Below are 14,312 nucleotides of genomic sequence, written 5' to 3'. Positions count from 1 at the left end.
GAAGATACTGGGGCAATTAATTGTTTCAATATCTTCTTTATTTTGTCGTAATATATCAGATTATTAAATTGTAGTAATTGGATGTGTTCTATTTATCATGTTGGACTCGTCTTGCAATATTCGGACGTTCTATTTATCATGTTTGGCCTGTCTTGCAATATTCAACCGTTCTATTTATCATGTTTGGCCTGTCTTGCAATGTTCAACCGCTCTATTTATCATGTTTGACCTGTCTTGCAATGTTCAGCCTCTCTATTTATCATGTTGACCATGTCTTGCAACATTCAACCACTCTATTTATCATGTTTGGCCAGTCTAGCAACATTCAACCACTCTATTTATCATGTTTGGCCAGTCTGCAACATTCAACCACTCTATTTATCATGTTTGGCCAGTCTAGCAACATTCAACCACTCTATTTATCATGTTTGGCCAGTCTAGCAATATTCAGCCTTTCTATTTATCATGTTTAGCCTGTCTTGCAACATTCAGCCGCTCTATTTATCATGTTGGTCTCCACTAGCAACATTCAGCCTTTCTATTTATCATGTTGACCATGTCTTGATAAATAAACAAAAATCCACAGTGACATAAACAATGTCGCTGTGGATTCTCTAATTTATTATTTCTCAATGTATGCTTCTTTTAAAGTAGAAACGCCTCCGAATTGGTGGTTTACTACATTTTTAACATTTGGTTTTTGAAGTTGAGCTACGCCTACTTGATAAAGTGGAACGATACCCGCTTCATTTAATAACATACCTTCTGCTCTTTGTAGTTCAGAAAGTCGTTTGTCAGGATTGCTTGCTAATGATGAATCAGCTGCTTTAATAATTTTGTCGTATTCTTTATTAGACCATCCTGTATTATTGTGCGAGCCATCCGTTACATATAACTCTAAGAATGTCATTGGGTCTGGATAATCTGGAATCCAGTTTTCTAATGACATTTCATATTGTCCTTTTGATACTACATCAAGTTTTTGTTTAAATGGTTGCTGTTTAATTTTTATTGTTACGCCTTCTAAATTTTTCTCAAGTTGTTCTTTAAAGTATTCAGCATCTCTTTTAGCTGTATCTTTATCATAAGTCATTAATTCTATAGTGAATTTATCTTTACCTAATGCTTTTTTAGCTTTTTCAAAATGTTTTTTTGCTTCTTTAACATTATATTGATTTGTATTTTTCACACCATCTTGATATTCTTTACCTTTGCTATCTTTAACAAAGTCTTTTGGCACAAAATTATCACTCGGAATTGAACCGTTATTTAAATTATTTTTTACATAAGCTTCTTTATCAATTGCTTTTGCAAATGCTAATCTAAAGTCTTGATTTTTAAATTCAGGTACTGTATCTTCATTTAATTTAAAGTAATAAGTCACAGTATCTAACTCAGTATTAAATGCTTTATCATCTTTGTATTTTTTCACTTGTTCAGCTGGTAAATCTACTATATCTAATTTATTAGTTTCATATAAATTTACAGCTGTTGATGCTTCTTTAACTACTTTATAATTTACTTTATCTAATTTAACTTTATCTTTGTCCCAATATTTATCATTTTTTTCTAAAGTAACTTTATCGTCTGTTTTCCATTCACTCATTTTAAATGGACCATTATAAAGAGTTGATTTTACAGTTGTACCATATTTATCACCTTGTTTTTCAACAAACTTTTTATTTTGTGGCATAAATGTACCGAATGACAATAGTTCTTTATAATATGGTAATGATTTTGTAAGTTCAAATTCTAAAGTATGATCATCTACAGCTTTCACGCCAAGTTCTTCTGGCTTTTTGTCACCATTATTTATGTCTTCAGCATTCTTTATATCATATAAAATATATGCATATTCAGATGCAGTGTCTGGATCCACTACTTTTCTCCAAGCGAAGACAAAATCATTGGCAGTTACTGGATCTCCGTTTGACCATTTAGCATCTTCTCTTAATTTTACAGTCCATTTCTTACCATCATTTGTGATTTTAGGTTCCCCTTTTGCTACAGCTGGTATTGCTTTATCGTTTTTATCTAATGTATATAGTCCTTCCATAGTTTGGAAAAACATATCAAATGATAAACCATCTGTTGCCATTGCTGAATCCATTGTTGGAACGTCACCATTGATTTGTAAATCTAAGGCTTCATCACTTTTAGAGTCTTTTTTACCTCCACCTGATGAACAAGCACTTAATACTAGTACTGCAGTTAACATCATTGCTAAAAATTTGAACATTTTCGACATGTAACCTCATCCCCCTAGTTTTCTATTTATATAAACTATCGATCTGTTACTTTTGAATATATGCATGTTTTAAATCTGTGTCTCCACCAAACTTATGTCTTTCAATACCTTTTACATAACTTTGTGTTAACCTCGCATTACCTTGTTGATAGACTGGAACAATTGCAGCTTCATCCAACAGCAATGTTTCAGCATCTTGCATTGTTTCAACACGTTTTTGTTCTTTATCTAGTAATTTATTTCCTGCGTCTTCAATTTTATTATCATATTCTTTGTTTTTCCAACCTGTTTCATTCATTACATTATCACTTGTAAATAATTCTAGGAATGTCATCGCATCTGGATAATCTGGGCCCCATCTACCGAACGCAATTTGATAATCCATACTTGATTCAAGCTTTAACTTTTGTTTATATGGCTGTTGTTTAACTTTAATTTTAACGCCAGGTAGATTTTGTTCAATTTGTTCTTTGAAATATTCTGCATCTTTTTTAGCATTATCTTGATCGTACGTTAACAGTTCAAAAGTAAATTCATCTTTGCCAAGATCTTTTTTAGCAGCTTCTAAATGTTTCTTAGCTTCTTTTTTGTTAAATTTATTTTCAGTCTTAACGCCTTTAGTATAATCTTCACCTTTAGTATCTTTTACAAATTCAGTAGGTACTAATGATTTTGCTGCTTTAGAACCATTATTTAAATTACTCTTAACATATTGTTCTCTATCAATTGATTGTGCAATAGCCATTCTTAAATCTTTGTTTTTAAATTCAGGTACATCTTTTTGGTTCAATCTCATAAAGTAAACACGTGATTCAAGTTCTGTATTATAAGCTTTATCTTTTTTATATTTTTTAACATTTTCAGCTGGTATTAAAGCTTCATCAACATCACCAGCATTATACATATTTAAAGCTGTTTGAGGTTCTTTAACTACTTTAAAGTTAACGCTGTCTAACTTCACGTTACCTTTATCCCAGTACTCTTTATTTTTAGTCAATGTATAATTATCTTCCGTTTTCCAATCTGATAATGTGAACGGACCGTTATATAATGTATCTTCTGCTGTTGTACCGTACTTATCGCCTTTTTCTTTAACGAACTTCTCATTTTGTGGTAAGAACGATCCGAATGTTAATAGTTCTTGATAATAAGGTAATTCACGATTAAGTTTAATTTCTAGTGTTTTATCATCAATCGCTTTAACACCTAATTCTTCAGGCTTTTTATCTCCTTTGTTAATATCTTCTGCATTTTCAATATCAAACATGATAAATGCATATTCAGAAGCGTTTTTTGGATCTACAAGCTTACGCCAAGCATATACAAAATCGTCAGCTTTAACTTTATCGCCATTAGACCATTTCGCATCTCTCAATTCGATTGTCCACGTTAAACCATCGTCGGATTTTTTAGGATCACCTTTCGCAATTCCCGGTATTGCCTTGTCATTCTTGTCTAACTTATACAATCCTTCCATTGTATTATTTAACGCATCGAATGAAACAGCATCTGTTGCTAACGTTGAATCCATTGATGGAATATCAGAAATTGAAATTAATCGTAACTTTTTGCCATCCCCTGCAGAAGAGTCACTATCCTTCTTTCCATTTCCACCACTACATGCCGATAAAATTAATACAACCGACAATAAAACTAAAAAACTCCACCTAAAATGCTTGTTATTCATAAACATTTCCCCTTATTCAATTTTTGAAAATTCAGTCATTTCTGAACTTTCTTCAATTATAATGTTATTTTCCATTTGTCGCAACATAACTTAACATTATATACTTAAAATATATTGTTTAATTTTAAATATTATTATTATTCATCAAAAAGAAGTACAACTTATATGCGTCATGCTTCTTCGTTTATACTAAAAAAGGTTTCATAACCTCCCTTGCCTAGGGTACAGTCTTAGCCTGTAGTCTTCGACTTGTACTGTTTCCTCAGGCGTGTCGGTTATGAAAATTCATTTATAAAGTAGCACTTATAATAAGTTCGTTGAGTTCTGTTTTTAAGTCCACTCTTTAAGTCCTCTCTTATAAGGTGTTATAAACTTATAATCAAACTCAAAAAAAGACTGAGACAATTAATTTGTCCCAGTCTTTCATAATTATTTAGCTCCTTCTATTTCTACACCTTTCAATGTATAGTCCCCGCCATATTTATGATTTTGCCAATTTTTAATATATGGTTGTCTCAATCTTGCTGAGCCTGTCTGGAATAATGGCGAAATAGAGGCTGAATCTAAGAATTTAGTTTCTGCGTCTTGTAACGCTTTAATTCTTTTATCGCTGTTCTCTGGTTTAAGCATTTCATCTGAATTTGCTTCTTCTAATGCTTTATCATATTCTTTATTCGCATATCCTGTTTGGTTATGTGGTGAGTCAGATGTGAATAAATCTAAGAATGTTGTTGGATCTGGATAGTCCGGGAACCAACCTGCAAATGATATATCAAAATCTTTTTTAGATTCTAATGCAAGTTTTTGTTTAAATGGTTGTTGCTTAATTTTTAAAGTAACACCAGGTAAGTTCTTCTCTATTTGCTCTTTTACAAATTCTCCTGCTTTTTTAGATTCATCTTCATCATAAGTCAGTAATTCTATTGTAAATTTATCTTTTCCTAAATCTTTTTTAGCTATATCTAGATGTTTCTTAGCTTCATCTTTATCATAGTTTAAAGATGATTTAACACCTTTAGTATAATCTTTATCATCACTATCTTTTACAAAGTCTTTAATCATTAAAGTATCTAAAGGTTTAGAACCATTATTTAATAATGAATCAACATATGATTTTTTATCAATTGATTTAGCTATAGCTTTTCTTAAATCTTCATTTTTTAGATTTTCATTCTTCTCTTTATTGATTCTAAAGAAGTAACTACCCGATGTAGACTCCGTTGAAAAGTCTTTTCTCTCTTTATATTTCTTAACATTTTGAGCGTCTAAACCGACCATGTCTAATTTGCCTGTTTGATACATATTAATAGCAGTTTGTGTGTTTTTCACTACTTTAGTATTAACTTCTTTAACTTTCACTTTATCTTTATCCCAATATTCATCATTCTTTTCTAATTTCCATCTATCTTCTGGTTTCCATTCTGTTAATTTATATGGACCATTTGATAAAGTCGTTTTATCTGTTGTTCCAAATTTGTCTCCATGCTTTTTAACAAACTTTTCATTTTGAGGCATATACGAGCCAAATGCTAATAAACTTTCCATCCATGGTACATCTTTAATAAGTTTAATTTCTAGCGTTTGATCATCAATTGCTTTCACACCAAGTTCTTCAGGTTTCTTATCTCCAGCAGTTATTTCTTTTGCATTTTCAATGTTTTCAAACATATATGCAAACTCTGCTGCAGTTTCAGGATCTACTGAACGTTGCCAAGCAAATACAAAATCGTGAGCTGTAACTGGGTCACCATTAGACCATTTTGCATTATCTCTTAATTTAATTGTCCATGTTTTACCATCACTCGACTTTTTAGGCTTATCTTTTGCAACTCCTGGAATTGGTTTATCATCTTTATCAAGTACATACAAGCCCTCTAGAGTTTGAGCAAAAGTCGTAAATGATACTTGGTCAGCTGCTAATGAAGGATCCATTGTAGGAATATCATCACCAGATGATAAATTCAATTCGTTTTTGGATTTAGATTGTTTAATATTATTATCTTTCTTCTCCTTATTATCACTACTACACGCAGACAAGATCACTACAAGAGACACTAACATTACAAAAATTATTTTTAATCTTTTATGCATATTGATAATCCCCCTTTTAATTTTTAAAACATAGAAATTGATATAAAGAAAAGCAATCAATGTTTACATTGATTGCTTTCATTCACTTTTATTTAGCTCCAGCGATTTCTACTTGTTTAAGTGAGTAGTCTCCACCGAATTTATGTGGTTCCCAGTTTTTAACATATGGTTGACGTAAACGTGCAACACCTTGTTGATATAGTGGTCCAATAGATGCTGAATCTAAGAATTTAGATTCTGCATCTTGTAATATTTTAGTACGTTTAGCACTATTTTCTTCTTTCAACATTTCATCAGAGTTAGCTTCCTCTAAAGCTTTGTCATATTCAGGATTTGAATATCCAGTTTGGTTATGAGGACTATCTTTCTTGAATAAGTCTAAGAAAGTCGTTGAATCAGGATAGTCAGGACCCCAACCAGCGAATGAAATATCATAGTCGCCTTTAGATTCTAAAGCTAATTTTTGTTTGAACGGTTGTTGTTTAATTTTTAAAGTTACGCCTGGTAAGTTTTTCTCTACTTGTTCTTTTACAAATTCAGCTGCTTTTTTAGATTCATCAGCATCATAAGTTAATAATTCAATATCGAATTTATCTTTACCAGTATCTTTTTTAGCTTTTTCTAATAATTTTTTCGCTTCTTTTTTATCATAATTTAATGGAGATTTCACGCCATCGATGTAATCTTTACCATCTTTATCTTTAACAAAATCTTTAACCATTAATTTATCTGAAACAGTTGAACCATTATTTAATAATGATTTTACATATTCATCTTTATCAATTGATTTTGCAAATGCTTTTCTTAAATCTTCATTTTTCAAATCTTTATTTTTCGTACTGTTAATTCTAAAGAAGTAATTTGAAGTGTTTAATTCAGTTGTAAAATCTTCTTTATCTTTATATTTATTAACATTTTGTGGGTCTAATCCTACTGAATCTAACTTACCTGTTTGATACATGTTTAAAGCTGTTTGAGATTCTTTTACGACTTTATAGTTTACTTCGTCTAGTTTAACTTTGTCTTTATCCCAATATTCTTTGTTAGGTACTAGTTTCCAGTTATCTTCTGTTTTCCATTCTTTTAATTGGAATGGTCCATTAGATAAAGTAGCTTCAGCTGTAGTACCGAACTTTTTACCTTGTTTTTCAACGAATTTTTCATTTTGAGGCATGAATGAACCGAAAGCGAATAAACTTTGCATCCAAGGTACATCTTTCACTAATTTGACTTCTAATGTTTGATCATCAATTGCTTTTGCACCTAATTCTTCAGGTTTTTTCTTACCTGCTGAGATTTCTTTAGCATTCTCGATATTTTCAAACATGTATGCATATTCAGCAGCTGTTTTAGGATCTACCGTTCTTTGCCATGCATATACGAAGTCATGAGCAGTAACTGGATCACCATTTGACCATTTTGCATCATCTCGTAATTTAATTGTCCATGTTTTCCCGTCTTCTGATTTTTCAGGTTCCCCTTTAGCAACACCTGGTACTGCCTTATCATCTTTATCTAGTACATATAATCCCTCTAATGTCTGGTTAAAGTTGATAAATGAAACTTGGTCAGTTGCTAACGATGAATCCATCGTAGGAATATCAGATGTTGAAGATAAGTTTAAGACGTTTTCAGATTTTTCACTTTTAACGCCGCCTTTACCTCCCTCATCTTTTTTAGAACCGCCACCACTACATGCTGCTAACGTTAAAACAGCTGCAACTAATATTGACAATAAAACCGAAAGTCTTTTCCTCATATAGCTTTTCCCCCTTGTTTACTTTCTTCTGAATTTTCAGAAGATTGTTAATTTTATTATATTTTAAAAATGTATGAAAGACAATAGTATTTCACACAATTTTCAAACAATAGTTATACTACAAAATAATTTTATAACAAGTAATAGCAATTTTAAGGTTTGTTAAAATTACGCTTCTGATAAATCAAAAGTTTTGTTATAGTTTTCTTTTTTCTCAGCAAATTCCTTTTCAGAACAATAAACGTAATGATCAGGTCCTACTTCTCTTAATTCCAATTTATCATCATCTTCATATTTATGTATTTCCGGATTATATGATGATCTTGTTCTTGTTCTTTCAGAATCAGGATCTGGTAATGGAATAGCTGATAATAATGATTTTGTATATTCATGTTGTGGATGTTTATATATTTGATCTGAAGGTCCAAGTTCAACCAACTTACCAAAGTACATTACACCAATTCTATCTGAAATATATTTAACCATTGATAAATCATGCGCTATGAATAAGAAAGTTATACCTTTTTCATCTTGTAGCTTCTGCATTAAGTTAACTACTTGAGCTTGAATAGATACATCTAGTGCAGATATCGGTTCATCTGCAATAATAAATTCAGGTTCAACAGCTAATGCACGTGCAATTCCCAGTCTTTGTCTTTGACCACCAGAGAATTCATGTGGATATCTATTTGCATGCTCTTTAGATAAACCAACTGTCTCTAATAAATCATAGACACGTTTTTTTCTTTCTTCTTTGCTTGATACAAGTTTATGTACATCTAATCCTTCAGCAATGATATCCATAACTTTTAACCTTGGATTTAATGAGGCATATGGGTCTTGGAATATCATTTGCATGCGTCGATTAAATCTTAATAAATCTTTTCTCTTTTTAATATTCTGTATATCAACATCATCAAATACCACTTTACCGTCAGTAGCATCATATAATTTGATAAGTGTACGACCAGTTGTGGACTTACCACAACCAGATTCACCTACTAAACCTAATGTTTCACCTTTATAGATTTTAAAGGAGATATCATCAACTGCTCTAACTTCATTTTTCTTACCAACATTAAAATATTGCTTTAAATTTTGAACATCAATTAATACTTCTTTATTATCAGCCATTAGAACGTCACCCTTTCTACACGTTTTGGCTTGTCAAATTGTTCTGGTGTTTCTCTTTGTTTTAATTTAACAGCTTCTGGCAATTCTACTTTAGGTGCTCTATCATCCAATAACCAAGATTTAACGAAATGCGTCGGAGACACTTGGAACCAAGGTGGCTCTTCCTTATAGTCAATATCTAACGCATATTCACTACGTCTCGCAAACGCATCGCCTACTGGAGGCTTAATTAAATCTGGTGGAGAACCAGGGATTGCTAATAGTTCTGTGTCATGTGATGTCTCTAAACTTGGCATAGAAGATAATAGCCCCCAAGTATAAGGATGTTTCGGATTATAGAAAATTTCATCAACTGAACCTGTTTCAATAATTTGACCGCCATACATAACTGCAACTCTATCAGCAACGTTTGCTACAACACCTAAATCATGCGTAATAAAAACAATAGATGTGTCAATTTTATGTTGTAATTCTTTCATTAACTCCAAAATTTGTGCTTGTATCGTTACGTCTAATGCTGTTGTAGGTTCATCTGCAATTAGCACTTTAGGATCACAAGCTAATGCTGTCGCAATAACAATTCTTTGTCTTTGACCACCAGAGAATTGGTGAGGAAAGTTATTAAATCTTTCTTTAGCTTTCGGTAATCCTACTAAGTTCAAGATATCTAACGCTCTTTTTTTGGCATCGCTTTTTGATAATTTTTGGTGCTTAATAAGTGGTTCCATTACTTGCTTACCAATTTTCATTGTTGGATTAAGCGAAGTCATTGGATCTTGGAATATCATCCCGATTTCTTTACCACGAATTTTTTGCATTTCTTTTTCACTTAATTTAGCTAAATCTTTCCCATCAAATAAGATTGAGCCGTCTTTAATTCTACCTACTTTTTTAGGTAGTAATTGCATTAAAGCTTTTGTTGTAACTGATTTTCCCGAACCTGATTCACCAACAATAGCTAGTGTTTCACCTTTATCTAAATAAAAGTCAACACCTCTTACTGCTTGTACTTCCCCCGCGTCAATGTCGAAGGAAACATGTAAGTTATTTACTTCTAATATTCTCTTAGCCATATTTAATTTCCTCCTTATTATTTACGCATTTTAGGATCGAATGCATCTCTTAAACCATCACTGAATAAGTAGAAGAATAAGATTAACAAACTAAGTACAACAGCTGGTACGAATAATTCATGTGGGAAGATTAATAACATCTTTCTTCCTGTATCAACTAATGAACCTAGTGACGCTTGTGGTGCAGGAATCCCTAAACCGATGAAACTTAAGAAAGCTTCAAAGAATATCGCACTTGGAACTGTAAACATTGAAGTTACAATTATTGGACCAAGTGTATTTGGCAGGATATGTTTAAAGATTAATTTAAAGTTTGAAACACCTAATGTTCTAGAAGCCATTACGAATTCTTGTTCTTTTAGTTTTAAGAATTGACCACGAACGATACGACTCATACCGAGCCAACCTGTTACTGACATGGCTAATATAATCGTCCACATTGATGGATCGAATAGTAATACGAATAAAATCACGACAATTAAGTTAGGAATTGAAGAAAGAATTTCAACTATACGTTGTAAAATATCATCAATCCTACCTCCGAAGTACCCTGAAACTGCACCGTATATTACACCGATAAAGATATCTAATGCTGCTGCTACTAAACCGATGAATAATGATACTTGAGTTCCTCTCCAAGTACGTGTCCATAAGTCACGTCCAAGTTCATCTGTACCAAACCAGTAATTTTCATTTACACTTTGACTTTCATATAAATCAAAGCCATCTCTATCAGTACCATCAAATGGTAAGAAAGGAACTTTATCTAATACTGGAATTTTAGGTGGTAAGTTTGCGTGTGATACATTTTGGTCACTAAATTTATGATCATTCATTAATGGACCAACAAGTGATAATAAAGTCATGATTAATAATCCAACTAGCCCTATTACAGCTAATTTATTACCTATTAATTGTTTCCATGCATCTTGCCAAAATGTACGACTTTGCCTTTCAAATTTCTCTTCTACTACTTTGTCTCTACCATGTAACACAAACTTTTCAGCAGGTATACCTTGTGAAGAATGTGTGACTGAGGCATTATCATAACCGCTATTATTTAATTTGTTATCTTCATTATTAGCCATTATTTTTTACCTCCTTCAACACGAATTCTTGGATCAACTAATCCATAAAGTACATCTACTATAAAGATTGAAATAATAAATAAGAAACTAAATAGTAATGTTAAAGCCATAATAACTGGATAGTCATTAGTTTGAATTGAACGTACGAATTGGTCACCTAGACCTGGTACGCCGAATATATTTTCAATTGTCAAAGTACCTGTTAAAATACCTGCTAACATTGGAACGATAATCGTAATAATTGGAATTAAACCATTACGAACTGCGTGTCCAAATATAACTCGAGCGCTAGACATCCCTTTAGCTCTCGCTAATTCTATGTAATCAGAACCAAGGACCTCAATCATCTCAGAACGAATGTAACGTGCAATTGTTGCTGTTACACCAGCTGCTAGAGCAATCGACGGTAGTACTGCTGTCATGAATCCACTCCAACCTGCTACAGGGAATATTTGCCATTCAACTGCAAATACATATTGTAGTAGTACTGCTAGAACGAATGATGGAACAGATATAAATATTACCGATAGGAAGGTGGCCCCATAATCTATAATTGTATTCTGTCTAATTGCAGCAACTATACCAAGTAATAATCCTGTTATAGTTCCTAAAATCATTGCGTATGTACCCATTTCTACAGATGGTCCAAGTCTTGGTTTAATTAAACTCCAAACCTCTCTGTTATCGTATTGAAATGAAATACCGAAATCCCCTTTTGCAACACTGCCCAAATAGTTTGCGTACTGTACTGGTACAGGATCATTCAAACCATACTTTTCGTTGATAATAACCTTTTGATCTTCTGATAATTTCTCATCGTTGTACGGTGAACCCGGTAACAATTTCATTAAGAAAAATGTTATCGTCATAATTAAAAACAATGATATGAACATATAAATAATACGTTTCAAAGTATACCTAACCATTGTTTTGCCTCCAATCCCCTTATCTATTTCATATTTCTTTTTAATATTCAGAAATATTTATATACATTATACATAATTTATACAATGTAAATCAACACGAATATTCTGAATTTTGAATATGAAACTATTTGAAATACGCAATTATTTTATTACAATAAAGCGACAACGCGACAGTTATATACATATATTACGTATATTTATTCATAAGCAATGTATTGATTACCTATTTTTGCTAATTTTCTGTCATTTACTATGTAGCAACATACACAAAATATACATAAGTAATATTACACCATTTTTTTTATTAAGTTCCGCAAAACATAAAAAATTTTTTTCAATCTGTTATAATACAAGTAATTCTAATTAGTTGAGGTAGGTAATTATGAAATATTGGAGTATTTTTACAATTAGTTATATTGGTTTATTTTTATTACTTTGTCTTATCTTTTTAAAAGATATTGATCAAGCGGTTAATATATACTTTTATATTATGACTTTGCTTTTTGCTGCGAGTTGGGTTTTGGCTATGAAACAGGATGGTGTTGGTACTGTATCAAGACAAGCTATTAGGAAGTTTAATTTCCATATGAAGTCAAAAGCATCACAAGATTATTTGAAAGATGATGAGATGATGAATCCAAGTATGAAAGAATTACATTTAAAAGAAAGAAAACAATATAATTGGATATTCTCTTTTGTCGTACTGAGTACTTTATTTTTCATCGTTTCGATTATTCTTGGCTTTATCGTTTAAATTCAATGATTGTAAATAAATAAGCATATCACTAAACTGATTTTTTAAAGTTTACAGTGATATGCTTATTTTTTATACAAACTTACGATTTTGTACGTGCATGCTTGCCTAGGGTATGGCTCGAGCCTGTAGTCTCTCACGCATACTATTCCCTCAGGCGTCAGCACTTTACAAAATCGTACCAATATCTATTTTCACAAAAAAATAAAGCACTTTCGTATAATTTAATTAATAAAAATCAAATTAACGAGGTGCTTTATGTAGAAAATTATAATATATTTCTAGTTAGACTTCTATCTAGCTTTATTATTTATGATACTTTTTAAATACTAATACTGCGTTATGTCCACCGAAACCAAGACTATTACTCATAGCGTACTCGATATCTAATTTAGTAGCTTCATTTGGTGTATAATCCAAATCTATTTCTGGATCAGGTGAATCAGCATTGATTGTTGGTGCTACAATACTATTTTCAATTGATAATGCTGTCAGAATAGATTCAACTGCTCCTGTTGCACCAAGTAAATGACCCATCATCGATTTAGTCGAACTTACTTTTAAGTTCTTAGCAGCTTCACCAAAAGTAGATTTAATTGCTAATACTTCATATAAGTCGCCGATTGGTGTACTTGTACCATGAGCATTTAAATATTGAATATCTTCTGGTTTAATTCCAGCATCTTTAATTGCTTCTTGCATAGCACGTGCTCCGCCTTCTCCATTTGGTGAAGGAGCTGTAATATGGTATGCATCACCCGTTGATCCATAACCTACTACTTCAGCATATATGTGAGCGCCACGAGCTTCAGCTGACTCAAGTGATTCAAGAACAACTACTCCAGCACCTTCTCCCATGATAAAACCATCTCTACCTTCTTGGAAAGGACGACATGCAGTATTTTTATCAGGATTTGTAGATAATGCTTTATTAGCACTAAATCCAGCCATTGCCATTTCTGTAATAGGTGCTTCTGACCCACCAGCTAACATCAAATCAGCAGCGCCACGTTGAATGATTTTAAAGGCTTCACCTATTGAGTTTGTACCTGTTGCACAAGCTGTAACTGTACAACCGTTTGGACCTTTTGCACCTAAATCGATTGATACTTGTCCAGTAGCCATATCTGGAATCATCATTGGTACGAAAAATGGACTTACTCTTTTAGGACCACGTTTCAATAACATATTATGTGAGTATTCGAATGTTTCCATTCCGCCAATACCTGATCCAATCCAAACACCAATACGATGACTGTTTTCATCTGTTATTTCGAATTTGGAATCTTTTAAAGCTTCACGAGCGGCTACAATAGCATATTGAGTAAATCTATCCATTTTACGAGCATCTTTTTTAGGTATATGTTCGTCAATGCTAAAATCTTTTAATTCACCTGCTAATTTAGCTGGAAATTCAGAAACATCAATTCTTGTTACTTCGTCTATGCCGTTTTCACCGTTAATTGCATTTTTCCAAGTTGTAGGTACATCATTACCTAAAGGGTTTAATGTCCCTAAACCAGTCATTACAACACGCTTATTTTCTGTCATT

At 32.2% G+C, this 14,312-nt stretch carries 10 protein-coding genes; 1 reads left to right on the top strand and 9 read right to left on the bottom strand.

Annotated features, from left to right (window positions below; translation table 11 throughout):
• Positions 1-622: 622 nt before the first annotated feature.
• The 8 genes from B2G86_RS03140 to opp3b all read right to left on the bottom strand — a co-directional run bounded on the left by B2G86_RS03140 (position 623) and on the right by opp3b (position 12,006).
• Complete coding sequence (locus tag B2G86_RS03140; protein WP_078356687.1) at positions 623-2,248, bottom strand: peptide ABC transporter substrate-binding protein; 1,626 nt, start codon at positions 2,246-2,248, stop codon at positions 623-625.
• Positions 2,249-2,294: 46 nt separating this feature from the next.
• Complete coding sequence (locus tag B2G86_RS03135; protein WP_078356686.1) at positions 2,295-3,935, bottom strand: peptide ABC transporter substrate-binding protein; 1,641 nt, start codon at positions 3,933-3,935, stop codon at positions 2,295-2,297.
• A gap of 429 nt (positions 3,936-4,364) precedes the next feature.
• Positions 4,365-6,026, bottom strand: a complete 1,662-nt coding sequence (locus B2G86_RS03130; protein WP_078356685.1) for a peptide ABC transporter substrate-binding protein — start codon at positions 6,024-6,026, stop codon at positions 4,365-4,367.
• Between the two features lie 88 nt (positions 6,027-6,114).
• Entirely contained in the window at positions 6,115-7,785 is a 1,671-nt protein-coding gene (locus tag B2G86_RS03125) for a peptide ABC transporter substrate-binding protein (protein ID WP_078356684.1), read from the bottom strand.
• A gap of 168 nt (positions 7,786-7,953) precedes the next feature.
• Positions 7,954-8,919, bottom strand: coding sequence for an ABC transporter ATP-binding protein (locus B2G86_RS03120; protein ID WP_078356683.1), 966 nt, complete (start codon positions 8,917-8,919; stop codon positions 7,954-7,956).
• A complete protein-coding gene (locus B2G86_RS03115) occupies positions 8,919-9,992 on the bottom strand; it encodes an ABC transporter ATP-binding protein (RefSeq protein WP_078356682.1) in 1,074 nt (357 codons plus the stop codon). The genes B2G86_RS03120 and B2G86_RS03115 overlap by 1 nt, the downstream gene beginning before the upstream one ends.
• A gap of 17 nt (positions 9,993-10,009) precedes the next feature.
• Positions 10,010-11,080 carry an oligopeptide ABC transporter permease gene (gene opp3C, locus B2G86_RS03110; protein ID WP_078356681.1) on the bottom strand — a complete coding sequence of 357 codons (1,071 nt, stop codon included), beginning with the start codon at positions 11,078-11,080 and terminating at the stop codon, positions 10,010-10,012.
• On the bottom strand, positions 11,080-12,006 hold the full coding sequence (gene opp3b, locus B2G86_RS03105; protein ID WP_078356680.1) for an oligopeptide ABC transporter permease: 927 nt from the start codon (positions 12,004-12,006) through the stop codon (positions 11,080-11,082). Before opp3b ends, opp3C begins: the two co-directional genes overlap by 1 nt.
• A gap of 382 nt (positions 12,007-12,388) precedes the next feature.
• Between opp3b and B2G86_RS03100 the strand changes: the two genes are divergently transcribed.
• Positions 12,389-12,760 (top strand): DUF3899 domain-containing protein, encoded by a 372-nt coding sequence (locus B2G86_RS03100; RefSeq protein WP_078356679.1) that lies wholly within the window; start codon positions 12,389-12,391, stop codon positions 12,758-12,760.
• A gap of 306 nt (positions 12,761-13,066) precedes the next feature.
• Here the strand turns inward: B2G86_RS03100 and fabF are convergent, their stop codons facing one another.
• Entirely contained in the window at positions 13,067-14,311 is a 1,245-nt protein-coding gene (gene fabF, locus B2G86_RS03095) for a beta-ketoacyl-ACP synthase II (protein WP_078356678.1), read from the bottom strand.
• Position 14,312: the final 1 nt, after the last annotated feature.

It is taken from the genome of Mammaliicoccus fleurettii, assembly GCF_002018435.1.
Classification (GTDB): domain Bacteria; phylum Bacillota; class Bacilli; order Staphylococcales; family Staphylococcaceae; genus Mammaliicoccus; species Mammaliicoccus fleurettii.
Note: the sequence above shows the minus strand (reverse complement) of the source record. Positions and strands in the feature narration are given on the sequence as shown.